Origin of the sequence: Streptomyces morookaense (assembly GCF_013030945.1) — a bacterium.
GTDB lineage: Bacteria > Actinomycetota > Actinomycetes > Streptomycetales > Streptomycetaceae > Streptomyces > Streptomyces morookaensis.
On sequence record NZ_JABBXF010000014.1, the window covers coordinates 60500 to 85740 of the forward strand.

26 protein-coding genes are annotated in these 25241 nt (G+C 70.9%); 6 read left to right on the forward strand and 20 right to left on the reverse strand.

Annotation, left to right across the window (positions count from 1 at the left end; genetic code table 11):
* Window positions 1-13: 13 nt before the first annotated feature.
* The 3 genes from HG542_RS08135 to HG542_RS08145 all read right to left on the reverse strand — a co-directional run bounded on the left by HG542_RS08135 (window position 14) and on the right by HG542_RS08145 (window position 3719).
* Window positions 14-2617, reverse strand: coding sequence for a vWA domain-containing protein (locus HG542_RS08135; protein WP_171079421.1), 2604 nt, complete (start codon window positions 2615-2617; stop codon window positions 14-16).
* A 4-nt stretch (window positions 2618-2621) separates the two neighbouring features.
* Window positions 2622-2966: an effector-associated constant component EACC1 gene (locus HG542_RS08140; protein WP_171079422.1), complete on the reverse strand. Its 345-nt coding sequence runs from the start codon at window positions 2964-2966 to the stop codon at window positions 2622-2624.
* Between the two features lie 156 nt (window positions 2967-3122).
* On the reverse strand, window positions 3123-3719 hold the full coding sequence (locus HG542_RS08145) for a TetR/AcrR family transcriptional regulator (protein ID WP_171079423.1): 597 nt from the start codon (window positions 3717-3719) through the stop codon (window positions 3123-3125).
* A gap of 138 nt (window positions 3720-3857) precedes the next feature.
* Here HG542_RS08145 and HG542_RS08150 point away from each other — a divergent pair, with 138 nt between their 5' ends.
* Window positions 3858-4802 (forward strand): NAD-dependent epimerase/dehydratase family protein, encoded by a 945-nt coding sequence (locus HG542_RS08150; RefSeq protein ID WP_171079424.1) that lies wholly within the window; start codon window positions 3858-3860, stop codon window positions 4800-4802.
* A 109-nt stretch (window positions 4803-4911) separates the two neighbouring features.
* Here the strand turns inward: HG542_RS08150 and HG542_RS08155 are convergent, their stop codons facing one another.
* Entirely contained in the window at window positions 4912-5532 is a 621-nt protein-coding gene (locus HG542_RS08155; protein ID WP_171079425.1) for a DsbA family protein, read from the reverse strand.
* 90 nt (window positions 5533-5622) lie between these two features.
* Window positions 5623-6108, reverse strand: coding sequence for a MarR family winged helix-turn-helix transcriptional regulator (locus HG542_RS08160; protein ID WP_171079426.1), 486 nt, complete (start codon window positions 6106-6108; stop codon window positions 5623-5625).
* A 73-nt stretch (window positions 6109-6181) separates the two neighbouring features.
* Here HG542_RS08160 and HG542_RS08165 point away from each other — a divergent pair, with 73 nt between their 5' ends.
* Entirely contained in the window at window positions 6182-6817 is a 636-nt protein-coding gene (locus HG542_RS08165) for an HD domain-containing protein (protein ID WP_171079427.1), read from the forward strand.
* Here HG542_RS08165 and HG542_RS08170 read toward each other — a convergent pair.
* Window positions 6735-9269 (reverse strand): bifunctional lysylphosphatidylglycerol flippase/synthetase MprF, encoded by a 2535-nt coding sequence (locus HG542_RS08170; protein ID WP_171079428.1) that lies wholly within the window; start codon window positions 9267-9269, stop codon window positions 6735-6737. The two genes, HG542_RS08165 and HG542_RS08170, sit on opposite strands and share 83 nt — an antisense overlap.
* Window positions 9266-10591 (reverse strand): alpha/beta hydrolase, encoded by a 1326-nt coding sequence (locus HG542_RS34840; RefSeq protein ID WP_218039011.1) that lies wholly within the window; start codon window positions 10589-10591, stop codon window positions 9266-9268. The genes HG542_RS08170 and HG542_RS34840 overlap by 4 nt, the downstream gene beginning before the upstream one ends.
* A 185-nt stretch (window positions 10592-10776) precedes the next feature.
* Between HG542_RS34840 and HG542_RS08180 the strand changes: the two genes are divergently transcribed.
* Window positions 10777-12879 carry a type 1 glutamine amidotransferase family protein gene (locus HG542_RS08180; protein ID WP_229922453.1) on the forward strand — a complete coding sequence of 701 codons (2103 nt, stop codon included), beginning with the start codon at window positions 10777-10779 and terminating at the stop codon, window positions 12877-12879.
* On the opposite strand, the gene helR is transcribed toward HG542_RS08180, so the two are convergent.
* Window positions 12876-15050, reverse strand: a complete 2175-nt coding sequence (helR, locus tag HG542_RS08185) for an RNA polymerase recycling motor ATPase HelR (RefSeq protein WP_171079429.1) — start codon at window positions 15048-15050, stop codon at window positions 12876-12878. The genes HG542_RS08180 and helR overlap by 4 nt on opposite strands.
* 190 nt (window positions 15051-15240) lie before the next feature.
* Window positions 15241-16242 carry a hypothetical protein gene (locus HG542_RS08190; RefSeq protein WP_229922452.1) on the reverse strand — a complete coding sequence of 334 codons (1002 nt, stop codon included), beginning with the start codon at window positions 16240-16242 and terminating at the stop codon, window positions 15241-15243.
* Between the two features lie 150 nt (window positions 16243-16392).
* Between HG542_RS08190 and HG542_RS08195 the strand changes: the two genes are divergently transcribed.
* Window positions 16393-16839, forward strand: a complete 447-nt coding sequence (locus tag HG542_RS08195) for an RICIN domain-containing protein (protein WP_171079431.1) — start codon at window positions 16393-16395, stop codon at window positions 16837-16839.
* A gap of 26 nt (window positions 16840-16865) precedes the next feature.
* Here the strand turns inward: HG542_RS08195 and HG542_RS08200 are convergent, their stop codons facing one another.
* From HG542_RS08200 to gvpO, 8 genes are all read right to left on the reverse strand, one after another.
* Complete coding sequence (locus HG542_RS08200) at window positions 16866-17150, reverse strand: gas vesicle protein K (RefSeq protein ID WP_171079432.1); 285 nt, start codon at window positions 17148-17150, stop codon at window positions 16866-16868.
* Window positions 17147-17347 (reverse strand): gas vesicle protein, encoded by a 201-nt coding sequence (locus tag HG542_RS08205; RefSeq protein WP_171079433.1) that lies wholly within the window; start codon window positions 17345-17347, stop codon window positions 17147-17149. Before HG542_RS08205 ends, HG542_RS08200 begins: the two co-directional genes overlap by 4 nt.
* Entirely contained in the window at window positions 17337-18191 is an 855-nt protein-coding gene (locus HG542_RS08210) for a GvpL/GvpF family gas vesicle protein (protein WP_171079434.1), read from the reverse strand. Before HG542_RS08210 ends, HG542_RS08205 begins: the two co-directional genes overlap by 11 nt.
* Window positions 18188-18550 (reverse strand): gas vesicle protein, encoded by a 363-nt coding sequence (locus tag HG542_RS08215; protein WP_171079435.1) that lies wholly within the window; start codon window positions 18548-18550, stop codon window positions 18188-18190. Before HG542_RS08215 ends, HG542_RS08210 begins: the two co-directional genes overlap by 4 nt.
* Window positions 18551-18576: 26 nt before the next feature.
* Entirely contained in the window at window positions 18577-18780 is a 204-nt protein-coding gene (locus HG542_RS08220; protein WP_171079436.1) for a gas vesicle protein GvpG, read from the reverse strand.
* A complete protein-coding gene (locus HG542_RS08225) occupies window positions 18780-19502 on the reverse strand; it encodes a GvpL/GvpF family gas vesicle protein (protein ID WP_171079437.1) in 723 nt (240 codons plus the stop codon). The genes HG542_RS08220 and HG542_RS08225 overlap by 1 nt, the downstream gene beginning before the upstream one ends.
* Window positions 19499-19927, reverse strand: coding sequence for a gas vesicle protein GvpJ (gvpJ, locus tag HG542_RS08230; RefSeq protein ID WP_171079438.1), 429 nt, complete (start codon window positions 19925-19927; stop codon window positions 19499-19501). The genes HG542_RS08225 and gvpJ overlap by 4 nt, the downstream gene beginning before the upstream one ends.
* 85 nt (window positions 19928-20012) lie before the next feature.
* On the reverse strand, window positions 20013-20291 hold the full coding sequence (gvpO, locus tag HG542_RS08235; RefSeq protein ID WP_171079439.1) for a gas vesicle protein GvpO: 279 nt from the start codon (window positions 20289-20291) through the stop codon (window positions 20013-20015).
* Between the two features lie 237 nt (window positions 20292-20528).
* Here gvpO and HG542_RS08240 point away from each other — a divergent pair, with 237 nt between their 5' ends.
* Window positions 20529-20990, forward strand: coding sequence for an SRPBCC family protein (locus HG542_RS08240; RefSeq protein ID WP_171079440.1), 462 nt, complete (start codon window positions 20529-20531; stop codon window positions 20988-20990).
* A 170-nt stretch (window positions 20991-21160) separates the two neighbouring features.
* Here HG542_RS08240 and HG542_RS08245 read toward each other — a convergent pair whose 3' ends face one another.
* Entirely contained in the window at window positions 21161-22069 is a 909-nt protein-coding gene (locus tag HG542_RS08245) for an SGNH/GDSL hydrolase family protein (RefSeq protein ID WP_171079441.1), read from the reverse strand.
* A 149-nt stretch (window positions 22070-22218) separates the two neighbouring features.
* A complete protein-coding gene (locus HG542_RS08250; RefSeq protein ID WP_171079442.1) occupies window positions 22219-23235 on the reverse strand; it encodes a terpene synthase family protein in 1017 nt (338 codons plus the stop codon).
* 277 nt (window positions 23236-23512) lie between these two features.
* Between HG542_RS08250 and HG542_RS08255 the strand changes: the two genes are divergently transcribed.
* A complete protein-coding gene (locus HG542_RS08255; protein WP_171079443.1) occupies window positions 23513-23839 on the forward strand; it encodes a hypothetical protein in 327 nt (108 codons plus the stop codon).
* Window positions 23840-24042: 203 nt separating this feature from the next.
* Here the strand turns inward: HG542_RS08255 and HG542_RS08260 are convergent, their stop codons facing one another.
* On the reverse strand, window positions 24043-25239 hold the full coding sequence (locus tag HG542_RS08260; RefSeq protein WP_171079444.1) for a hypothetical protein: 1197 nt from the start codon (window positions 25237-25239) through the stop codon (window positions 24043-24045).
* Between the last annotated feature and the right edge of the window lie 2 nt (window positions 25240-25241).

A 25241-nucleotide genomic window follows, 5' to 3' on the forward strand; every position in this document is an offset into this window, starting at 1 on the left:
CCCCGCCGTACTGTCAGTGGCCCTGCGCGACATGGGAGATCTCGGCTCCGAGATCCCTGGCCAGGTCGTCCCGGGCATCCAGGCACCTGCCGCCGCTCGCCTCCGCCACACGCAGATCCAACCGGTCCTTCAGACAGCCCGCGGAGCCGAACGAGACCATCACCACGGGCACTTTGCGGCCGGCCACGAACGACACGAGGTCGTCCCGCTGCCCCGCGCTCATGCGGTCGTTGCCCTGGTCGTCGGTGAGGACGACGACCATCTGGGGGTGCCCGTCGTCCTCGTCCCCACGGGGCATCCCGTTCAAGGCCTCCCGCAGCGCGCCGCCGGTGTCGGCCGTGCTGGACAGCTCCGGTTCCGCATCGTCGACTTTCCTTCCGGCCTCGGCGGCCTTGTCCTGTTCGTTCTTGTCGGCGTTGCCCGCCCACGAGCCGTGGGTGCCGAAGGCGAGGAGCTCGTGGTACGGGGTGCCGGATCCCGTGGAGGCGACGCCCCACACGCCGTACACGTCCTCGGGGCCGAAGCGGCTCAGCGACTGCCGGAGGATCTCCCGTGCGCCGTTGGGCCCGTCCCACCACCGGCTCATGGATCCCGAGCTGTCGAGCAGGAAGCGGACCCGGCTCGCGTCGTTGGCCTGCCGGTACTTCTCCAGCGTGTCCGCGGCCTCGTCCGCGGAGAGCGGGCGGGGCATGGGGCCGGGGTTCGCCCGGAGGCCCGGCGCAGCCGACGGGAACGGGGTCTGCGGCCCGTCGCGGAACGCCTCGTCCCGGAAGGCCGCGCGGCCCTGGTCCGACACCAGCCAGTCCCGGAACCGCTGGACGGCCCGGTCTCGTTCCCCCTCGTCGCGGCGGGCGTCGTTCCAGCGCACGTGGACGAACGCCGGGTCCAGCCCGGGCACGTCGCTCGGGTACTCGGCCACCCGCGTCACCCCGGTCTCGCCGGCGCAGTGCCGGTACTGGCCGAGGGTGGGTTCCGCGGCCAGTACCGCGGTGCGCCGGTCCGCTGCCCGGGCCCCGGCGTCGGTGCCCCTGGCCAGTGCGCACACGAGGCCCTCGCCCGTTGGTGCGGGCCGACCCTGACGTCGTTGGCCCAGCTCGACGGTGCGCGGTGTGTCGGTGCCGTACAGCCCGCGCGCCGCGGCGAGCCCGGCGTCGGTGTACCGCGGGTCGGCCCGCCGGACCTCCGTCTGCTTGTCCTTCTCCTTCATGGCCGTCATCAGTTCGGCGAGTTTGCGCCCCGCCCGCCGGCCGTCGGCCTCTGCGAGCTGTTCGGGCACCAGCACGACCATGGGCGCGTAGGCCAGCGGGTGCCGGTCGTCGAAATCCAGGGTGAGGACGGAGGATTGGTTGCTCCCTTCGTCCTGCGCCCGGTGGGCGCTCGCCGACGAGGCCGGTATCCACACGTCCGGCTGCGGCCCGACGGTGCCCACCGGGTTGAACCCGGATCGCCCGGCGTGGGCCCACTCCCCGTACTGGGTACGGAACGCGTCCACGGTCTCGGCGGCACCGGCGCTGTAGACGGTGATGCCGGTGCGGTGGCAACGGTCGCCGTCCTTGTTCGCGTCGGAGGCCATGAAGCTGTCCGCGGCCTTGCGGACGGCCGGCCCGAGGTCCGGGTCGGTGAGCACGCGCAGTTCGAGCGGCGGGTGGTTCGCGCACGAGGCGCCGGGTCCGGCTCCGTGCGAGTCGCCGGAGAGGGCCCACCACAGGCCGGCGGTCAGCGCGACCATGGCCGCCAGCAGGGCCGCGGTGACGATGCGGGCAAGGCCGGGGCGGCGGACGGGGCCGGGGTCCGGGCCGTCGGGAGGCGGGTCGTTCCGTTCACCTCCGCCACGGGCCGGACGGGAGAGGATCTCGTCCTCGGCGGCGTCCTGCCGGCAGGCCTGGGGGCTCCACTCCCGGCCGCCCACCGTCCGGAAGGACTTGAGGCTCTCCGACAGCCGCTTCTGCAGCATGCCGAGCGTCACAGGACCGCCGGCCTCGCCGCCGAACTCGTCTCCGCTCTGCCCGAGTTGGCGGACCAGCTGTGCCGTGTACGGAGTCGGGGTCGTGGCGTCACCCGCGTCGATGCGCTGGTTCTTCTGCACCGCCAGCAGCAGGGACACGCGCTTCTGGTCCTCCACGTCGAGCGCCTCCCAGGCGCCGGAGGCGTTGCCGGCGTAGCAGCAGTCGAGGATCACCACGGTGTGCCGCGGCCGGCTCTTGCCGGAGCGCAGCCGGTTGAGCACGTCTTCCCAGCGGATCCACCCCGGGAATCCCGGCCCGTCCTCCACCTTGGCGTCCCGCAGTCCCAACAGCAGCCGGCCGTCTCCTCCTGCACGCGTGTCGGCGATGCCGTGCCCGGCGAAGTAGACCAGGAGCAGCCCGTCCGTGCGGTCGCGTGCATGGCCCAGACAGTTCTCGAACTGCTCGACGCCGGGCGAGGAGAGCACCTCTATGCCGTCCTCGTCGAAGACACCGCCCTCGCTCAGCGCCTTCCGCAATTCCGCCAGGCCGGGCTCAACGGCCGCGATGTCGCCCAGGTCCTCGTCAACCTGCAACGGCTTCCGGCTGGCGTAGTGCGCCACACCGACGAGCAGGGCGCGGTGGGACTCCTCGTGCCGCCCTGGGCCAACCATGGCGTCAGACCTGCTCCCCGTCCTGCTCCGCACGGAAGTCGGGAGGGGCGGTGTCCCCGAGGGCCCGCCGACTCGTCCGCCACTCCTTGATCGACTCCGTCGCCTGCCGCACGATCTGGGTAGCGGTCGCGGCACCGAACCAGCCGACGGCCTGAAGCACGATGTCCATCTGCGGCCCCATGGGGACCCCGGATTCCGCGCGCCGGGCGGCCCGCTTCACCTGCACCCGGCCCTTCAGCTCCGGCTCGCCCTTGAGCCAGCTCTCCAAGGACTGGACGTCCTCTTCCAGCACATGGCCAGGGGCGGTGATGCGCACGTACGGCCGTAACTCGCCTTCTCCTTGCGTCATAACGTGACATGGTGACACGGAGTGCGCGATTCGAGGAGAGGTTCGAGAGCTTCCGCTCCGGTGGCCACCATGGTGACCACGCCGAACTCGGCGTGCAGACCGGCAGATCGAAGGCGCGGGCCGGTTCGGACGGCCGAGGCACCGTCAGGTGTGGTGTCAGGTCCGGTGCGGTCGGCGCAGTCCCGCGAGGAGGAGTACGACCAGTGGTCGTGCGTCGTAGCGGGGGTCGCTGTCGGTGCCGATGCAGAGGTTTCCGATGCCCCGCATGAGGTGGTAGGCATCGAGATCCGGGCGGATCTCACCGGCGGCGACTGCGGCGTCGAGGAGTTGGGTGCACACGGGCACGAGGCGGTCGATGAAGTAGGCGTGCAGCGCATCGAAGCCGCTGCCGTCCGCCTGCATCGCGGCGGCCAGGCCGTGTTTGGTGACCAGGAAGTCGACGAAGTGATCGACCCAGCGCTCCAGGGCGGCGAAGGGGGTCGGGCCGTTCGCCAGCAGGGCCGGGCCGGCTTCGGCGCAGGTGTCGACCTGATGGCGGTAAACGGCGATGACGAGGTCGGCCCGCGTGGGGAAGTGGCGGTAGAACGTGCCCAACCCGACACCGGCCTTGGCGGCGATCTCGCGTACCGGTGCGTCCACGCCCGAGGTGACGAAGACTGCGGCGGCGGCATCCAGCAAGGTCTGCTGATTGCGGCGGGCGTCCTTGCGCTTGGAGGCGGCCGAACCTCCGCGGGGCGGGCTGCTCTCGGTCATGGGTGATTGCTCCTCCGACGACTGCCTTGCAAAGCGGAACAGCGTTCCGTATCGTATATGGAACGGCGTTCCGCTTTATTCATGATGCCAGACCCCGGACAACGCTGCCGTGCGACACCGAACACGTAAGGACATGCCATGATCCTCGTCACCGGAGGCTTCGGCTTCATCGGGTCCCACACCGTGCGAGCACTGCTCGACCTGGGCGAGGACTGCATCGCGGTCCAGCGCCGCGCCCACGAACTCCCGCCCGTGCTCGACGGAACACGGGTGAAGGTCGAGCGCGTGGACATCACCGACCGCGACGCCCTCCTCGCCGTCGGCCGCCGCCACACCATCACCGGCATCGTCCACCTGGCCGGCTCCTACCCCTGGCCGCCGGTCCCCGACGCCCCCGTCGAAGCGACCCGGAAGGCACTCGACGGGCTGCTGAACGTCACCCAGGCAGCACAGGAGTGGGGCGTACGACGCCTCGGCATCGCCAGCACGATCGGCGTCTACGTCGGCACCGACAACAGCGCACCGCTGCGCGAGGACGCCCCGCTCCCGATGACCGCACCGGCCTCCATCCCGACCTTCAAGAAGGTCGGCGAAATGCTGGGCGGGTTCATCGCCGACACCACCGGCCTCGACATCGTCGACTACCGCATCTCCGGCACCTGGGGCCCGCTCGGCCACCCCGACCCGTTCTTCGCCGCGCCCGCGCTCATCCACGCCGCCGCCCGCGGCACCGACCCGGACCTGTCCCACCTCGTCCACCCGGCATTCGCGGAGGACGGGCTCGACCTGACCTACGTCAAGGACACCGGACGCGCGATCGCCCTCCTCCAGCTCGCCGACAGCCTGAATCACCGCACCTACAACGTCGGCACCGGCAGAGCCACCACCAACGCCCAGATCAGCCGAGCGATCAGGAAATCGGTCCCCGACGCCCGGGTCGACCTCCCCACCGGAGGCGCGGCATCGCACCTCGTCCTCGACATCAGCCGGCTGAAGGAGGACACCGGCTACCAGCCCGAGTACGACACCGAACGAGCCGCCGCCGATTACATCGCCTGGCTGCGCGCAGGCCACGACAGCTAGGAACCGTTGCGGCGGGCTGCCGGGGCACGCATTCGGCCCCTTGGTCGGTACCGACCAAGGGGCCGCAACTCCCCCTGACCCGAAGCCATATGGCCCAGGGCAACCGGACTCAGACCGCCCCCAGCGCCACCAATCGCCGCTCGACGTCGTCGGCCCCCGCATGCCCCACCGCCAGCACCGTCGCCCGGCCGGCGTCGTCGACCGCCAGCAGCGTCGGGAAGCCCTGCACCCCGAACTCCGCCGAGCGGCGGAAGTCGCGGCGGGCGGCCGCCGCGGACGCCGGGTCCTCGAAGGCGCGGGCCACCGCGTCCCCGTCCAGCCCGGCCGCCTCCGCGACCTTCCGGTACGTCGCGGCATCCGACAGGCTCAGCCCGTCCGCGTAGAACGCCTCCTGCAGGGCACCGGCGAGCTCCGCCGCCCGCTCGGGGGCGTCCTCCCGCAGGGCGGCCATGCCGCGCGCCGCCGCCTCGGAGTCCATCACGAACGAGCCGTCCGCGATCAGCCGCTCGTACGCGGCACCGAACTCCACGCCCGTCATCTCGGCGATCTTCGCGTTGGAGCCCTGGACATAGCCGAACTCCCGGATCGGCACCCGGCGCGCTCCGGTGAACAGGCCGCCCGAGACCACCTCGACGGGCAGGCCGGGCCGGCGGCGGGTGATCTCGTCCAGGGTCGGCGAGAACCCGTAGGACCAGCCGCAGTAGGCGTCGAAGACGTAGACGAGCTTCATGGGACGTTCTCCAGGGGTGTCATGCGTGTCGCTGTCGACACCCTCAACAGTATCTGACACGTCAGGCATTCCCGCTCCGCCCCAGCTCACTCAGCGCAGTCGCGGCAGCGCATCCCGTGCCGCATGGCTCAAGATCTTCAGGTCCTCCGCGAACCGTTCCCGGTGCTCCGCCGGCAGCGGGTCCACGAAGTGGCGCCGGATGTTCTCCACGTGCAGCCGCGCCGCCCGCACGACTGTCTCCTCGCCCGCGGGCGTCAGCCGCACCAGCCGCCCCCGGCGGTCGTCCGGGTCCGCGTCCCGGGCCACCAGCCCGGCCGCCTCCATACGGTCCACCAGCCGGGTCACCCCACCCGTGGTCAGCACCCGCTCCTGCGCGATGGCCCGCATCGGCAGCCCCGCGTCCCCCGCCCGTCCGAGGATCAGCAGCACCTCGAACATCAGGTGACTGATGCCGCACTCCTCCTCGATCGCCCGCCCCAGGATGTACTCCAAGCGGTTCGCGGCCCCCTGCAGCCGTCCGAACGCCAGCACCAGCCCGTCGTTCGCCGCCTGCTCCGCCGTCGCGATCTCCGCCACCGGCCCTCGCCCCTTTCGCTGCACTTCGTGACTCCCGTGGAGCCTACGATGCCGCGCCCCGTACGCTGCTCCAATGGCTCTTCCCACCCCCGACGAGGCGCGGGCGCTGCACGAGAAGTACGCGCCGACGCGCGAGGCGTTCGAGCTCGTCCACGGGCACTGCGAGATCGTCCGGCGCATGGCGGAACAGCTCATGCCGCGCACCCTCGACGCCGACCTCGTGCGCGCCGGCGCCCTCCTCCACGACATCGGCGTCTACCGGCTCTACGACGGCACCGGCCGGCTCGACCACCGCTCCTACATCCGCCACGGCATCCTCGGCCACGAGATCCTCCGCGCCGAGGGGCTCCCCGAGCAGCTGTGCCGGTTCTGCTCCTGCCACACCGGCGTCGGCCTCACCGCGGACGACATCCGCAGGCAGCAGCTGCCGCTGCCCGTCGCCGACTACGTGGCCGAGTCGCCGGAGGAGCAACTGGTGATGTACGCGGACAAGTTCCACACCAAGAGCACACCTCCACGGTTCCTGTCGGCCGCGGAGTACGCGGACCACGTGCAGCGTTTCGGGCAGGACAAGGTGGACGCCTTCCATGCCCTGCGGGAGCGTTTCGGCGAACCGGATGTCACCGCTATGCAGAGAACTGCCGCATCAGCCGCACTCCCTGCGCCGCGGTCATGTGCGGCAGATACGCCTTCGCGATCGCGCGCGTGATCACCGCCAGCGCGGCGGGGTCCGGATAGGCCATGTACATCGGCCGGTAGTGCGGCTGGAACTTCGCCTTGAAGTTGAGCAGGGAACGGAATCCGTAGACCGGTTCCAGCACCTTTCCCGCGAAATCCAGCACGCGTTGGAGGGCGGCCGGCGGTTCCTCCGTCGCCTTTCTCGCCAGCGGCGCGCCGGACAGGCTGAGGAAGCGCGCACCCTCCTCCTGGAACCCCAGGGCGGCGGAGGCGATGAGGAATTCCATCGAGCCGCGGAAGCCGCTCGCCCGGCGGCGCATGAAGTCCAGCGTCCAGCCCACCGGTTGACCGTCCTCGTACACCGGCATCCAGCTGGTGATGCCGTGCACGGTGCGGTCGGCGTCGACGGCGAGCAGGCAGCGCACGGCCGGGTCGTCCAGTTCGTCGAGGCCGCCGAGGGTGAAGCCCATTTCGGGCAGGCCCTTGTCCGCGACCCACTCCTCGGAGATCGACCGCACCTGGTCGGTGAGGGCGACGGGCGCGTCGCGGAAGGACCACCACTCGGCCGTGATGCCCTGCTTCTTGGCCTTGTTGAGGGCGGTGCGCACGTCCTGCCATTTCTTCCCGGTGAAGGCGAGGCCGGGCAGCGGCACCACGGTGTCCTCGGCGACCTGGACCGAGCGCCAGCCGAGCGCTTCCGCCGCCGCGCGGGTGTCGGGGCCGACGCTGTAGAAGCAGGGCGTCCAGCCGCGTTCGTCGCAGTGGCGGGAGAAGCCGGCGACGGCGGCGGCGCGGGCCTCCGGGGCTCCGAAGGGGTCGCCGGTGGTGAGGGCCACCGTGGAGATGACGCGGTAGGCGACGGCGGCCCGGCCTGCGGCGTCGAACCAGTAGTGGTTGCCGTCCCAGGTGGTGATGAAGGAGAGGTTCGATCCGCCGTGGGCGGCGAGGAGTTCGCGGGCGCGCACGGCGGCGTCGGCGTCGGTGTGCAGCCGCGGGCGACGGAAGGTGACGAGCAGCGCGGCCAGCGCGATCAGCCAGAAGAACAGCCCGCAGTAGCGGAAGAGCGCCTGCGCGGTGCCGCCGACCGGCACCGGCGACGTGGTGAAGGCGTCCAGGAAGGCGGGCGGCAGGAACTCCGACACCAGCCCGCCGAAGAGCAGTCCGGGCGTGGCGGGCGGGTCGTACTGGCCGCGGACGGCCCAGCCGATGCCCACGTACGCGGCGCAGGCCACCAGGAACGCGCCCCCGGCGACGGCCGCGAGACCGCGCATCGCCGAGTGCGGCAGCCGCAGATCGAAGCGGGCCCTGGTGAGGACGAGCAGCACCAGGACCAGGAAGGGCAGCAGCATCTGCTCGGCGAACGCCTGGACGAAACCGGCCTGTTCGGAGGGGGCCGCGCCCCAGGCCGTGGGGTGGCTGAGGAAGTCGTGCAGCCAGTAGGCGAACAGGGCCATCCAGAACAGGTTGACGAGCACGGCCAGCCCCCACGCGAGCCGCAGGCCGCGGCGCAGTCCTTCGGCGAGGACGAGCAGCACGAGCGGGACGAGGGCGGACATCACGATGGCCGGCGAGTCGTAGAAGTTCCTCACGGCGTGGGCGGAATGGCAGTCCTGGGCGGAGGAGGCGCAGGCGTCGGCGATCTCCTGCGCGGTGGGCCGGACGGAGACGTAGAGGGCCTCGAAGGAGTTGAAGGGACCGTAGGCGTCCTTGTAGAGGATGGCCACCATGGGGCCGATCGCGGAGGCGGCGACGACGAGGGCGACGAGCACCCGGGCCTCGGTGTGGGAGGAGTGCCGCAGCCGGACGGGCCAGGTGCGGTGGTAGAGCGCGGCGCCGGCCAGCATGCCGACGAAGGCGCCGCACAGCCGCAGCACGCCCTGGAGGTGTCCCACGTACAGGGCCATCACCAGGGCGAACGCGGCGATGCCCAGCCGCATCCGGCGGCGCCACAACGCGGTGAGGCGGTAGCTGAGGACCGCGCCGGTGGCGAGGGCTCCGACGGTCGGGGAGACGGAGAGGTCGTCGGTGAGGCTGTCCAGCCACCATTCCCCCGCGAGGGAACCGGCCTTGACGATGCCGACGCCGAGCAGGGTGCCGAGGATCTGCCCGCCGAGCAGGGCGCCCGCGGTGCGGGCGACGCCGAGCCGCCGTTCGGAGGGCGTGACGGCCAGCAGCACGACGATCGTCGCGCCGATGTAACCACCGAGGCCGGGGCACCACAGCAGCGAGCTGGCCGGGGTCCACCAACGTCCTTCGGCGAGCGAGGGCACACCGACGCCGACCCGCTCCATGCGGTGCCGGCTGGGGCCCGTGCCGAGGCTTCCGGTGACGGCACCGACGATCCACAGCACGGCGAGGAAGGCGAGCGTGAAGGGGGCGTGGCGGACGGGCACGAGCAGCCGGTCGAGGGTGGCGCGCCAGGGGTGGGTGCTGTCGCCGACGGTGGGCGTCGGGGGCGGCGGCACGGGTGGGGTATCGCTCATGGCAGCAGTCCCGTCTGCCGTGCCAGCCACGGGAGTTGCTTCTCCAGGCCGGGCCGCCAGACCGCCCAGCTGTGGCCGCCGGGGAGCAGCACGAACTCGGCCTGCATGCCGGCCCGGACGGCGGCGTCGTACATCTTCTGCTGCTGGGGCCGGTAGGTGTGGTCGTCGGTGCCGGCGACGAAGGCGGCCTTGGTGTCGGGGAACCGCTGCCGGGCCATGACGTCGAGGGGGTTGACGCGCTGGAAGGCGGCGGCGTCCCCGCCGAAGGCCTTGTCGAGGGTCTTCTGCCGGTTGCCGAGGGTGGGTTCGTCCTGTCCGGAGATGTCGTTGACGACGCCGTAGACCTGCGGGGCGTTGACGCCGAGCTGGATGGAGCAGGTGCCGCCGAAGGAGATGCCGGAGACGATCCAGGAGGTGCGGGGCGCGGCCACCTGGAGGTGGGAGCGGATCCAGTCGGGCACGTCCCGGGCGAGATAGGTCTGGACGTTGCCCAACCGGGAGTCCAGACAGAGGGTGTTGGCGAACTGCGAGCCGAGCGGGTCCACGACGACGACCGCGGGGGCGAGTCCGCGATGGGCGGAGGCGAAGGTGTTCATCATCTCGGCGAGCCGGCCGGAGTTGATCCACTCCTCGGGCCCGCCCGGCTGGCCCGCCATGAGGACGATCACGGGGAGCAGGGGGCGCGGGCTGCTGCGGTAGGCGGGCGGGAGATAGACATAGGCGTCACGGGCCTTGAAGCCGGAAGCGGTGCCGGGGATGGCGGACCGGGACACCGTCCCCTCCTCGGGCATGCCCTCCGGCGGGCGCCAGACGTCGGCGATCGTCTTGCCGGGCGGAACTTTCAGGGGCTCGGTGGTGCCGCCTGCGTCGCTGAGCCGGGTGGTCTTCATCAGCCAGGAGTTCAGTGCGCTGCGCGCCGTGGGGTACTGGTCGAAGTACCGGTTGATCCCGGAGGCGCCGAGGAGGACGACGAGGAAACCGGCCAGGGCTGCGGGGAGCCAGTAGCGGGGGCGCGACAAAGGTATCCGGAAGGCGGCCAGGCAGAGGCCGAGGACGGCGAGGCCGGTCCAGAGGACGACGGGGAGCGGCAGCGGGTCGGGGAAGGGCTGGATCCAGTCGTCGACGGCCGTGCGCAGCAGCCAGGTGATCAGTGCGGCGAGCAGGACGGCGGCCGGGGCCCAGCGGGTCCACCAGCGGCGCCGGCGGGAGAAGAGGAGGGCGGCCAGGGCGCAGCAGCCGAGGACGAGCAGGGCGGCCGGTATCCAGCCGGTCACCAGCGACCAGTCCAGCGGGCCTGCCGCGCTCGGTATGTGTCGCACCACGTCAAAAGCCTATGGAAGCCGTTCCTTCCGGCAACTCGGCGGCGGAGCGGGCGGCGGTCTTGCCGGAAGCCTGTGCTCCCGGCAGATTCCCTTGCAGAATCGCTGCCTCACAGCTTCTGGGAGGGGACGTCATGGACGGGAACCGAAGACTGAGCCGGAGAGGGCTGTTACGGGCGGGGCTTGGGGTGGGCGGGGCCGCGTGGGCGGCCCGGGCGGTACCGGGGCTGCACGGCCCGGCGCCGGCCGCGCTGCCGCTGGAGCAGGCGGCCTGGGCGGGACCGGCGGTGCGGGCGGGGGCCTTCCCGGACTGGAGCAGATTCGCCCGGCTGGCGGACGGCACCTTCGACGAAGACGCCGACCCCGTGCGCGACATGCAGCCCGTGATCAACACCCTCAAGGCGCAGAACGTCAGCGTGATCGAACTCGACACGATCCTGTCGAACTGGATCACCGACGACGCCTTCGCCACCCACATGGGCAAGGTGAAGAGCTTCGTCCAGCTCGCGCACACCGCCGGCATCCGGGTGGTCATGTACTACCCGTCGCTCGAAGTGATCAGCACGGGCGGCGAGAACGGCCCGTCCTTCTACAAGACCGACCAGGGCAGGTCGTGGGTGCAGCTCTCCCCCGACGGCAAGCCCAACGTCTTCTACGGCAGCCTGGTGGTCTGGGTGGACCCGGGCGACGAGAGCTGCTGGGTCAGCCCCAACTCCCCCTGGCGCGACTTCTACCTGGGCCGCATCAAGGCGCTGGCCGCCACCGGCGTCGACGCGATCTGGCCGGATGTCCCCATCTATTTCGACGGCGCGCTGAGCTGGTGCGACGCCTCTCCGTGGGCGGCGTCCGCGTTCAAGGCGGACACCGGCCTCGACATCCCCAGGAAGATGGACTTCACCAGCCTCCCCTTCCGCCGCTTCGTCGAGTGGCGGCACCGCAACCTGCTGCAGTGGCAGCTCGACATCGCCGCCGCCGGGCGCTCGGTCAACCCCGATGTGCTCACCTTCGTCGAGACGGTGAGCATGGACTACCAGTACGCCACCCTGGTCGGCCTCGACGGCGCCTACCTGCGCAAGGCGGAAGGCGTCAGCCACGTGTGGGAGGTGGACATCCTCGGCAACTACGACGGGATGCGCCACTCCACCGCGTCCGACTGGGCGTGCCTGATCTCGATGTACAAGTACGCGCGGGCCGCCGGCGGCACCAAGCCGGCCTGGGCGTTCTCCTACGGCTGGAAGGCCGACGACGCCTCCCTGGTGATGGCCGAGCTGCTGGCCGCGGGCTGCAACCCGTACGAGGTCAAGAGCCCGTTCAAGAACGACACCACCGACAAGGCGATGCGCACCCGGATGTACGCGTTCGTCGCCGCCAACCAGGAGAAGCTCTACAACGCCGCCTCGTCGGCCGTGGTCGGCGTCTACCACTCCTCTGCCTCGCGCGACTTCGTCAGCCACGCCGAGGGCACCGGCATGTACGTCAACACCAAGTCGCCGGCCGGGGTCAAGGACTGGTGGGCGACCGGCACCGCTCAGGAGAGCTGCGTGAAGCAGGAGTGGCTGGGCGAGTTCCGCGGCACGGTCAAGTCGCTGGTGTTCGCGCACATTCCGTTCCGCACCGTGCCCAGCCCCGGTCTCACCGCCGACGACCTCGCCGGGTTCCGCGTGCTGATGCTGCCGAACCTGCAGGCCGTCTCGGACGCCGAGGCCGCGGTGCTGCGCGGCTTCGTCGCGGGCGGCGGCACCGTCGTCATCACCGGACCGGTGCCCACCGGCCTCGACGAACTGGGCACGGTGCGCGGCGAGTACGCGCTGGCCGACGTGCTCGGGTTCGGCAAGAAGGACCCCCTGCCGGACAGCAGGCGGAACAGCTTCGGCTCGGGCACGTGCTGGTACGTCAAGGACCTGCTCGGCCGCAGCTACCTGGGCAGGACGGACCGGGCCGTCGCGGACCGGCTGCTCGCCCCGGTGCGCGCGGCCGCGCCCCCTGCCGTGACGCTGACGGGTGACGACCGCATCCACCTGGAGCTGAGCCGCCTCGGCGACGACACGATCGTCCAACTGGTCAACTTCACCTGCTTCGGTGACAGTCCGGCGGCCTTCCGTACGGTGCCGACGACGTGCACGGTCGGGCTGCCGGTCCCGGCGGGCAAGCGGGTGCTGGCGGCCACCGTGAGCTCGCCGGACGGGAGTTCGCCCGCGCCGCAGCCGGTGCCCTGGCAGGTGTCGGGCGACTCGGTGTCGGTCACGCTGACGGTGGCGCAGTATGCGCTGCTGACGGTGACGACCGGCTAGCTCGTGAGGACGACGAGTTGTTGCGTCGCCCGGGTCATCGCCACGTAGCGGTCGACCGCTCCTTCGATGCCCGTGCCGAACGACTCCGGGTCGACGAGGACGACCAGGTCGAACTCGAGCCCCTTCGACAGCTCCGGGGTGAGTGAGCGAACGCGGGGCGTCGCAGCCCGGAACGCAGGAGCTCCGATGACGCAGGCGATCCCGTCGGCGTGCGCGGCGGTCCAGGCGTCGAGGACCGGGCCCAGATCCGCAGCGGATCCATGGACGACGGGGAGGTTGCTGCTGCGGATCGAGGCCGGCACGTTGGCGTCCGGGAGCACGGCCCGGATGACCGGTTCGGCTTCCGCCATGACCTCTTCCGGTGTCCGGTAGTTGATGTTCAGGGAGGACAGGCGGATCCGGTCGAACCCGACCCGCTCCAGCCGTTCCCGCCACGGCTCCGTGAACCCGTGCCGGGCCTGGGCGCGGTCCCCGACGATGGTGAAGCTCCGGGACGGGCACCGGTGCAGCAGCATCTGCCATTCCGCGTCGGTCAGTTCCTGGGCCTCGTCCACGACGATGTGTGCGAACGGCCCGGCGAGCAGGTCCGGTTCGGTACCGGCCAGTGCCGTTTCGTCCACGAGGGCGTCCTGGAAGTCCTCGCCGCGCAGCATCGTGACCAGCCCGGTCCCGTACTCGTCGTCCGCAACGGCGATCAGGTCGTCCACGACCGTGGCCATGCGCGCGCGTTCGGCGGCGACGGCGGCCTCGTGCCGTTGCTTGCGGCGCGACGCCTGCGGGTCGCCGAGCCGCTGCCGGGCCGCGTCGAGGAGCGGCAGGTCGGACACCGTCCAGGCCTGCGCGTCCGCGCGCTGCAGCTTCCGGACCTCGTCGCGGTCGAGCCAGGGTGCGCACAGCCGCAGGTAGGCGGGTACCGACCACAGGTCGCCGACGAGGTCGGCCGCGTCGAGCAGCGGCCACGCGCGGTCGAGGGCGCCGACCAGTTCGTCGTCGCGCAGCAGGGAGCTGCGGAACCGGTCGGGCGGGATGTCACCGTCGATCTTGTCCCGCAGGATCGTGACCAGTTCCTCCCGGATCTGCTCACGCGCCTCGTTGTGCGGAGTGCCCTGTCCCGCCGCCTCGAACGCCTCGGCCCAGTCGCCGGGGGTCAGTGGGATATCGGCCCAGTCGGTCGTGACCGTCATCCCCTCGGCGGGCGGCTCCTCGTAGAACCGGACGGCCGTCTCGATCGCCCTCACCACCATGTCCGCGGACGACTTCAGCCGGGCCACGTCCGGATCCGTCTCGACCGCCGCCGTCGCTCCCTCGGCGACGAGGTCCCGCAGGGTGCAGGTCTGCACGCCCTCCTCGCCGAGGCTGGGGAGGACGTCGGCGACGTAGTTCAGGTAAGGCCGGTGCGGACCGACGAACAGCACGCCGCCCCGGCGGTGCCCGAGACGGGGATCGGAGTAGAGGAGGTAGGCGGTGCGGTGCAGGGCGACGACGGTCTTGCCCGTGCCCGGACCGCCGTCGACGACGAGCGCACCGCGGGAACCCGCGCGGATGACGGCGTCCTGGTCGGCCTGGATGGTGCCGAGCACGTCGCGCATCCGTTCCGACCGGTCGCCGCCCAGGCTGGCGATGAAGGCGGACTGGTCGTCGAGCGCGGCGTGCCCGGCGAAACCGTCCGGGGCGTCCAGGATGCCCGGGGTGAACACCTCGTCCCAGTAGTCGCCGATCCGGCCGCGGGTCCAGCGGTACCGGCGGCGGCTCGCCAGACCCATCGGATCGGCGTGGGTGGCGCCGAAGAACGGCTCGGCCGCCGGGGAGCGCCAGTCGACCAGCAGCCGGCGGCCCGTGCTGTCCTTGAGGCCGAGCCGTCCGACGTACACGGGCCCGGTGCCGTCGGCACCGACCATGCGCCCGAGGCACAGGTCCAGCCCGAACCGGCGCAGGGCACGCAGGCGGGCGGTCAGCCGGTGTATCTCCAGGTCCCGCTCCATCGCCTGCTGGCCGATGCCGCCGGGCGCCCTGCGCTCGGCGGCGAGACGGCCGGACAGCTCGGCGATCGACTGCTCCAGGCACTCCGCGATCGCGGCGAAGTGCCGCTCGTCGTCGACGATCAGCGACGGGTCGGCCTTGGCGGAAAGGCGGTCGGGAAGGTCGAAGACACTGGTGGCCAGGGGGGACATGATGATCAGCTCCATTGCCGGTCCGGGGCGCGCAACTCTCCCCATTTCCGCAGATTCCGGACCATGTTCCGGTCCAGGCGGATGATTGTGCGGCAAGGTGGGGGCCTTGCGGCAAGGCCCCCGGTGCGCTATATGTTGAGAGTGGCGAGGAGCGGATGTTCTCCTTGCCTTTTTTGTTCGCTGCGCCCGTCTAGCGGCCCGACGGAGCCGGGACACGCCACAGGGAGGACGGCCTGTCCTCGCCCCCCGCATGCGACTCGAAGGCGATCCACCGCCCGTCGGGCGACCAACTGGGCGCTCCGTCATAGGCGTTGCTGCTCCTGGTGACGCGGACAGGCTTGCCGCCGGCCGCCGGGATCGTGAAGATCTGCGGCAGGTCGAGCCCACCGGCGGTGGAGGAGAACACCACGGACCGCCCGTCCGGCGACCAGCTGGGGTCGGTGTGCTCCCCGGGCGTCGTGGTGAGCTTGCGCAGCCCGCTCCCGTCCGCGTTCACGACATACAGCGCCCAGGCCTCGCTGCCCGCCTCGCGGCGCTGGAAGACCAGCCGGTCACCGGCCGGCGACCAGTTGGGCTGCCGGTTGTCCGTACGGGTCCCGGGCCCGTCGATCAGCCGGGTGGCGCCGGTGCCGTCACGGCGCACTTTCCACAGCGAGCCGAGCTCGGAGCCGTCGGGGTGCTCGTTCTCGACGCTCTCCTGGAAGACGATCCACTGTCCGTCGGGCGAGAAGCTGGGCTCCAGGTAGCCGGTGTCGCCGCGGTGTTCGGTCACGCGCTTCGGCTTGCCGCCGGGTTCCATCACCCAGACCTCGTCCTGCCCGGACCGGTCGGAGGCGAAGGCGACACCGGCCCGCGGATGCCAGCTGGAACCGGGCAGGTTCACGGCGGCCTTGTCGGGGTCGGAGAGGAGGGTACGGGGATGCTGCTGCTCGTGCCCGCTGCCGAGCGGGATGGTGCGGAGGGCGGCGGCGCCCTCGTTGTACCCGTCGTGGAAGAGGGTGAAGAGGACGGATGTGCTGTCCGGGGAGAAGGCGGGGTTCTGGGCGCTGGTGCGGCCGGTGGGGCGGTAGAGGAGTTGAGCGCCGTCGGCACGGTCGTGGTGGTCGGGGGCGGGGCCGCCGTCTCCCCCGCCGCAGGCGGTGAGGAGGAGGGCTCCGGTGAGGACTGCAGCGGCGAGGAGGCGTAAGCGCACGGGGGTGACGGTAGTCGAGTCAACTTCCGGTTGACAGTGGGAGCTTGCAGGGGGCGTCGAGTGGCTGGTTTCGGCACTACTGAGTGAAGCATTCGATCGCCACGCTGTGAGCGCCATTTCCTCCGTAACACTTCTGCTCAGGAGGCACAGATGAATCGCCGCTACCTGCTGGTGACCGGAGCCGTGGCCGCCACCGCCGCCCTCAGCGCGTTCGCCCCGCCTGCCGACGCGTCCACCCCGCCCATGCCCGCCATGCTCCAGTACCAGAACGTCGCCACCGGCAAGTGTCTGACGGCCGACGCCAATTCGGTGTTCCCGCAGGACTGCAACAGCACGAGCTACAACCAGCGCTGGGTGGCCGGCGGCACCGGCCCCGTCCAGCTGCGCAACGTTGCCGCGAACACGTGCCTGGACACCGACGGTTCCTCGGTCTTCGCGCAGGCCTGCGGCAGCGGCAACCAGAGCTGGATCCTCAAGGGCGCCAACCCCTACCAGCTGCTGAACACCGCCACCGGCACGTGCGTGGGCACCGACGGCTCGTCGGTGTACGCGCAGAAGTGCACGGGTGGTGACGACCAGAGCTGGAAGCGCATGTGACGCTCGTGGCTTGACGGCCCTCCCGGTCACCGGTCGGCCGGTGGCAGGAGCGGGCCGAGGGGGCCCAGATCGAGGTTGAGGTCGCCCGGCTCGAAGCCGTAGCGGTCGCGCAGTTCGGCCATGCGGTCGGCGAGGAGCATCAGTGTCAGCCCGATGCGCTCTTCCTGCTCCTCCGAGAGATCGCCCTGGTCGACACGGCGCAGGGCTTGCCGCTCCATGAGCTGGCGGAGCAGTTCGATCAGTGTCAGCACCAGCTTCATGAGGTCGCGTTCCACCGTGTCCTGGTCCAGTTCCACGCGCCGGGTCGTCATGTGCCGTGTTCCTCCCAGGGAGACGGAAGCCGGGCGTCCACCGAGCCGATGAGGGCGTGGAGATTCACGCGGACCAGGTCGACGTCCGCGATGCGCAGGGTGAGGTCGCCCGCGATCACCACTCCCCCGGCCAGCAGCCGGTCCAGGAGGTCGACCAGAGTGAGCCGTTCGGTCGGCAGCGCCGGGTCAGCGGTCATCGGTGCCGTCCGCGGGGCCGGTGGTCGTGGCGGCGAAGGAGTACGGCACCCAGGGACCGGTCAGCTCGACCATGAGCCCCCAGGCCGGGGCGCGTTCGACCTGCGCGCGCACCTCCGCGGTGAAGGCCGAGTCGTCGTCGCGGCGTACCAGATAGGAGGCGTTGAGCAGGTTGTGCCCGGGGTGGGTGGAGAGGCGGGAGTTCTGGGGTGCATGCAGGTGGGTGTCCTCGGCCGAGGCCGCCAGGGCGGTGTGGATCTGCCGCACCGCGTCGTCGGCCTGGCGGGCCCGGTGCTCGTCGGCGCGGCGTTCGGCTCCCCGCCGCCTCAGGTAGGCGCGGCCGACACCGCCGGAGGCGGACGGGGCCGGTGTGGTGCGCTCTTCCTTCTCCGGGCCGGGCAGGGTGTAGACCTTGACACCCCACTCCACTGTGCCGTCGAGCCGGCCCAGTGCCGCCGTCAGTGCTTCGTGCCGTGCCCGGAGCATGCGGCGCAGGCTCTCCTCGTCCCGGTAGACGGTTGCCAGCCGCAGCGGCAGCACACCAGTCGCTGCGGCCGACGATGCCGCCTCGATCACGGCCTGGTGCCGGTGGGCCACCGTGGCGAGCCAGTCGAGATCCTCCAGATGGCGGTGCAGGGGTTCCTCGTCGAAGTCGGCGGCGGGCACCCGGCCCGCCACGCCCACCAGGTCCAGGTGCCGTACGAGCTCCACGGGTTCGCCTGCCACCCCGGTCACCGGACGGGGGTGGTGGGGAGAGGGCGTGAGGTGCCGGCCGGGCAGGTCGGTGTCGCGGGCGACGGCGTAGAGATAGAGAAGCCCTGCCGCTGCGTCGGCGTTGCCGTTCATCGCTGTTCCTCCCCGTCGCGCGCCTCGTGCGGCTGTCGCGCCTCGAGTTCGGCGATGCGGGTCCGCAGCAGCTCGTTCTCGGTGGCCAGTTCACGGCGACGCGCGCCGGACGAGAGGGCGGGATCGCTCTCCCACCAGTCGATCCCCATCTCCTTGGCCTTGTCCACGGAGACCACGATCAGGCGCAGCTTGATGGTCAGCAGCTCGATGTCGAGCAGGTTGACCCGGATGTCCCCGGCGATCACCACGCCCTTGTCGAGGACACGCTCCAGGATGTCGGCGAGGTTGGCGGAACTTCCGGAGGAGGAACCGGAGAGGGAAGGGGCGTCGGGGAATCGCTGGGTCTGGATACCGGTCATGGCCGCGGTGCCTCCATCGTCCGTCGTCAGTGCTCCCCACCGGTGTACCGGCGCATCTCCTCCATGCGGTCGAGGAGTTCGTCCTCCCGCCGGTCGAACTCCTCCTCGCTGATCCGGCCGGCCGACAGCTCCGCTTCCAGCCGGGCGAGTTCGTCCCGGAGTGCGGCCGGGTCGCAGGCGATGCGTTCGGCCTCGGCGCAGAGCTGCCGGAGCACCCAGCCGATGAACATCAGGCATCGGTGAAGCTGTAGGGCGGCAGCGGGCCGTTCACCCGCAGCTCCAGGTGCGGCAGCTCGTCGGTGAGCCGTCGCACGGCCGTCAGCAGGCGTTCGGCGTCCGCCTGTGTCACCAGGAAGGAGAGGTTGACGAACCAGCCGGTGCTCTCGGGCCCCACCCGGACGCCTTCCGCGGCGGGTTCCAGGGCTCGGCGCACCGCCTCGGCGTCCTCCGTCTCGCATTCGCGGACCGCTGCTGCCACCAGTTCACCGAACTGCAGCCGCTCTTCGTAAGTGCCGCCGCCGGCACGCCTGTTGGCTTCGGCACGGGCCCGGAGGTCCGCGTTCCGGGCGAGCACGTGGTGCAGGACCGCTTCCTGCTGGTGGACGGCCTTGATGTTGTACTCCACCCGCCCGTCCAGCTGCTGGAGCTTTTGCCGGTAACTGTCGGCGTGCTCCCGGAGCACGTCACGTACGTCGTCGTCCGCCTCGGCGATGCTGCCGAACCGCATCGGCAGCGCCGCGGACTTCCGGCCCACCTCGGTCAGCACCCGCTGGTGTGCCAGCAGGTCGCGCCGCTTGGGACGCAGTCGGCCCGGACAGTCGCTGACGACCGCGGTCAGCCCGTCCTGTTCCAACTGCCGTACCGGCAGCGGCGGATCTCCGACCCCGGTGAGGTCTTCGGGCAGCGGCCCGGCATCGCCGCTGCGCGTGATGCAGTACACGTAGGTGCTCACTCGGTCTCCTCCTTCTTCCTGCGGGAGGCGGCGGTGCCGCGCCCGCGGCTCTCGCCTTCGCCGGGCGTGCGGTGGATGGCGTCGGAGACGGCCTGGGCGGCGCCGGAGAGCGCACCCTTCGTCTTGCCCCGCGCTCCATGCTCGGCGCCGCCCTCGGTGATCTCGCCCACCAGGTCGGGCAGTCCGGGGCTGCGGTGCGGGCCGGCCTCCAGGTCGAGGCGGTTGCACGCCTCGGCGAACCGCAGGTACGTGTCGACGCTGGCGACCACCACGCGCACGTCGACCTTGAGAATCTCGATACCGACCAGGGAGACGCGTACGAACGCATCGATCACCAGGCCGCGGTCCAGCACCAGTTCGAGGACGTCGTAGAGTCCGCTGGTGCCTCCTGCTCCCCCGGACTGCTGGGCCGGGACAACACTCATCGTGGACACTTCCTCTCGGCCGTCGCACGGCGCGACGGCCTGGCAGGGTGATGGGTCCGGCAACGGCCGGACAGGGGTGGGTGCTTCAGCGGGAGTCGGTCCTGCCGCGCTCGTAGCGCCGCAGCCGCCGGTAGCCGGTCAGCGTTCCTGCTGGGTCGAGGTTCACCTCGTAGAGGCCCATCACGCTCATGGTCGCGGGGATCCGGTCGAGCTCCACCACCTCGGCTTCCGCCACCCACCCGGCATCCGTCCGCTCCAGCCGGGAGATGCTCTCGGGCTGCAGCCCCGTCAGCTCGGCGAGCTGTTCACTGGCCGCCCGCAGCACTTGCACGGCTGTGAGCTCCTGCCCGGGCGAGTCGCTCATGAGCACCTCCGCAACGGCGCTTGGGACATCGGCTGTTGTCGACTGCCGACTGTTGTCGATAGTCGGGGCAACGGCTGTCGAGAGCCTTGCTGCGCGCCTACCATTCCGCCGCCCTCCCAAACCCCGGAATCGCGGGCATTGCGTGAGTGCGAGCGGGTACGCGGACGGTGGACAGGGCACGGCCGCCCCAGGCGCCGCGCTTCCGCGACGACAGCGAGACGACAGTGAGGAGCTGTGATGACCACGGTCAAGGAGACCGTAGAAGTGGACGTGCCTCTCCGCACCGCCTACAACCAGTGGACGCAGTTCGAGGAATTCCCGAACTTCATGGAAGGTGTCGAGGAGGTGCGACAGCTCGACGCCCGGCACAACCACTGGACCACCCGGATCGGCGGTGTCGAGCGGGAATTCGACACCGAAATCGTCGACCAGCTCGCCGACGAACGGATCACGTGGCGGACCATCGGCGGCGATACCCGGCAGCGGGGCACGGTGAACTTCCGGCGCGTGGACGACACGCGCACCCGCGTGGAACTGGTGATGGAAGTCGAACCGAGCGGGCTCGCGGAAAAGGCTGCGGACCTGACCGGGACCATCGACCGGCGCGCCAAGGGTGACATGCGGCGCTTCAAGGAATTCGTGGAGAACCGCGGTATCGAAACCGGAGCCTGGCGCGGCCGGATCCGGCCGGGGGACTGAATCCCCTGCGGTGATGCCCGGCGGCCCCACGGGCCGCCGGGCATCGGGCGTTGGCCGCCAGGCGTTGGGCGCTGGGCGCTGGGATGCATCGGGTGCTCCGGCCCACGGCCGTTTCGCAGCGGCGAGTGCAGCCGCGCCGGCTTCCGCTCGGGATCAGGCGCAGCGGGACATCACCGGATCCCGTCCCGGATCGTGTCGAGCACGGCATCGGCCATGGCCCGTTCGCCGTTGGCGTTGGGGTGGACGGGGAAGGCCGGGCGCGCGGGCCGGGTGAAGAGGCCCTCGACGTAGCGTTCGTCGAACGGCCGGCAGGCGTCGTGGCCGGTGCTGACGGCGGTGGTGTCGACGTAGAGGGCGCCGTGCGTGTCGGCCTCGCGGTGCAGCATGGCGTCGAGGCTGTGCAAGGTGCGGCGCAGGTACGGCTGGTCGCCGTCGGCGACGCGCAAGGACTGGCGACAGCCTTCGGTGTCGGGGCCGATCACGACCGGGTACCCGACAAGTGCGACGCGGGCGCGCGGAGCCCGCTTGTGCACGGCCTTCAGAACGTCCGCGACCTTCGGGGCGGTGGCGTCGATGCGCCGCTGGAGCTCGTCGGTACCGGTCTGCGTGTAGCGCTGCTCGCAGGGGTTGTCGTGGGGGACGGGCTTGTGCAACGGAGTCGCGCATTGGATGACGATCTCGCCGAAGCCGATGTCGTTGCCGCCGATGCCTATGGTGACCAGGGCGGTGTCCGGACCGAGAGCGTCGAGCTGCGCGGGGTTGCCGGTGTCGGACTGCGGCTCCCACATGTCGTCCGTCGTGGCGCCACCGCAGCTGACGTCGGTGAAATCCCTGATGCCCAGCGCTGTACGGGTCAGCGAAGGGTAGTTGACGTCGGACCGACCGCACTTGAGGTGCACCTGGCGGGGGACGAGGGGTGCAGAGGTGAAGGAATCGCCGAGAGCGACGTAGCGCCCGCCGGCCGCAGCAGCCGGGGAGGGCGTGGCGGACGCGGGGGCAACGCCCCCCGCCACCAGGGCCACGGCACTGCCGAGTACGGCGAGGGCCCATCGGGTTCTGGTCCGGTTCCGGAGCTGCATGTGCGCCTCCTGCGCTCGAAAGGGGAGTTCCTGTCCGTGCGGTGCACGACAGTGGGGCGCAGCGGAGCGAGGCGTCAAACAACAGCGGTGTGCCATGGGCAAGTTCCGGACGCCTGGGAGGCAGGGCAGGCCTGACGGCCTGCCGCGGGTCAGCCCCGCAGAGTGCCGGGAGCTCCGGAGCGCCCCTCGAAGACGTATGCCGCGGATGTGCCCAACCCACGGGGTTTCGCGAGGTCCCCGGTCGTCTCCTGGCCGAAGCGGCCGGTCAGCTCGTGCCACAGGTACGAACCTGCCAGCGCCTCTTGCAGCGACTTCACGAACCCCGCCGCCTCGGGCGGTACGGCCGCCGGCGCTTCGGCCAGAGTGTCGACCCTGGCGGTCAGCAGAGCATTGACGACGGCAGCAGCGTCACGCCGATTCAGCCCGAGGGCCTTGCGGGCAACCTCTACACCATTGTTGGCCACTGTGCCTTCGTCGACCTCCCGGTCGTAGGACACGATGTCGTTGTGCAGGCTGATGGCGTCCACGAACGCGTCCACGGCGGTGCGGAACTCCCTGCTGCGCAGCACGTTCTGGCCGAGCTCGCCCATCGCGTGCTCCATGAGCACGGCGGTGAACTGCAGCCCGCCGAAGTCGCGGCGGGCCCCGAGATACTCGATCAGGTCGGTCACGGCGTGGTCGACGTGCTCGAGTTCCCACAGCACCCCGTCCAGGAAGCGCCGCACGCTGCTGATGAACCGGTCGCGCCAGAGGGGGCTCATGGTGACGGCCGTGCCGGTCCACAGCCCGGCGAAGGCCCGTTCCACGGGATTGCGTGGGCTCAACGGCCGCGGCAGTCCGTCCAACGGGAGGAACAGCATCAGCCGGTCCACCTGGGCGGCAGCCGACTCCTGGTCGTGGTCGCGCCGGTAGAGCGGCAGGAACAGATCGTCCACGAACCACAGAGCAACGTGCCAAGCAGTGACCAGATCCAACTCGCGGGCATCGGCGTCCGGGTGGGTCAGCGCGATGAACAATGGGAAGTCGGCCTGATCGAACTTCTCCTCGCTCCACCGCTGCGGCCACTCCAGGAACTCCTCGTCGAACATGCCCATCTGCCGGGCCCATTCCTTGGCGTCGGCGCGGGCCTGGTCGACATGAGGGTTGAGACGGGACTGGAACGGCATGCGGAAGTGTGGTTGCGGGGATCCCATGTTCGGGTCACTGCCCATCCCGGTGCCTCGTGATGTCAGGGTTCACTCCCAGGTGTTGAGCGGCTGCTGTGACCGCGGGCGATACCGGGCGGGAACGTCATCCCTGCGGGTGGGCACCGGACGGCCGGGCACACGCCCGGCCAGTGGCCGCCCTTCTCCTGGGCCATCGAGCGTTCAACTGCATTTTGCAGCGGGGTGCCATAGTTGGCCGTACGGACCGATTGGTGAACGGATCACGGGGGTGGGACGAGTGGAGCGGATCACTGAGGACCAGGTTTCGCGGCTGGTCAGGTTCGTGCTGGCCCGGATACCCGATACGGCTTCGGTCGAGGGGGAAGAGGCGCGCCGCACGGCCGCGGCCCTGCATCTGACCGCATACAGGCGGATCGCGGCGGTGCGCCACCACCGGGACCTCACGCCGGACCGCACCACGGGGACCGAGCTGTCCTCGACGGCCTCATGGAACCTCTTGGTGTCCTTCGCCCTGGTCTGGCGCGACCACCCGGACTTCCCCGCGGACGCCGCCGTGGAGACTTCCGCGTTCGGCACCGAGGCTCGTCTCTCGCCGGCCGCCTGAAGCCCGCAGGGAACGGCACCGGCGGAGCCGCCGAGGCGGAATCACATTCGTGGTTCCGGGAACCGCTTATGCGGTCAGCCGGGCCACACGAACCTCACCGCGCGGATGAGAGGGCCAGGGCGAGGGCGCTCACGAGGGCGAGCAGCGCCGGGCGCAGTCGCATGGTGGGTTCCTTCGGCAGGCGGGTGTGGCTGGGATACCCCTCACCGCCCCGCCGCGAGGATCGCCGCGATCACCGACGGGGCAGGCGGGCCGTCGAGGACGCGGCGCAGTTCGGCCACTCCCCCGCTGCGCTGCTCCGCTGTGAGCGCGAGGTACTGCTCGATGCGCTCATTGAGCGTGCCCCGGAAGCGCGCGTACAGGGCGTCGTCCTCGACGATCCGGCCCGCGACGGCCACAAGGGCTTGCGTACCCGCGTAGTCGTCCTCGGGCAGCGCATGACCGGGCAGGACGTCCGCGAAACGGGCGGCCAAGCGGCCGAAGAGGGTGTCCGCGAGGTTCCGGACGGTGTACGTGTGCGCGTAGTGCTGTTCGGGCAGCGCCAGGGGCAACCGGCCCAGGAGCGTGGCCTCGTGGAGAGCCGACAGGCCGGGGGCCGGCAGGGAGTACGGAGTTCGCGCCACGTGCTGCAGCAGCTCGCGCTGGGGCAGGAAGCGGCGGTCGACCCGCTGGCCCCTGCCACCGCGGCGTCCCTCGTACGGGCCGCCGCAGAGCAGTACGCGCGTGAACCTCGGCCAGTCGGCGAGGAGATCCGGGACCCAGCGGTCGACGAGCCGGAGGTAGTGATCGTTCGACTCGAAGTCCAGGAGGAAGTTCTTGAACCCGCCGAGGTTGATCAGCAGGTCGTAGTCCGGTTCGCCGTCCTTCGCCTCGTGCAGGCCTTCCAAGTCGACCAGCGGGCCGGTCGGATGGATCGAGCAGTCCGCGAATTCCGCCAGGCGCCGTGACGTGCCCGGGAAGTTCTGCACCACGCTGTGGTCGGCCAACAGGTGGGCCGCGAGGACGTGTTCGTGCGGTGTGAGGCCGGCCAAGTGATCCCGTGCTGCGGCGAGGGACGTACGGGGCACGGTCGCGCACAGCTCGCGGATCCGCTCCAGCGGCCGCCGGTGCTGCCAGAAGCCGAACAGGCAGTCCACCAGGACCACCGGGCGGCCCGCCACGACGGCGCGCAGGACGAGATCGGCGTCCATCGCGGAGACGACCCAGTCGCTCTTCTGCAACAACCCGTCCGGGAGGGCATCATGAATGCCGTCGAAGGCCCCCGCGTTGCGGCGGGCGAACGCCGCCGCGACGCCGTCCCCCACGAACACCCGCTCGTGCCCGGGCAGTAGCCGGGAGACCGCGACGAGCACCGACGCCGGGCCGAACCCGCAGTTCTGGGCTCCCATCAGTATGCGCATGA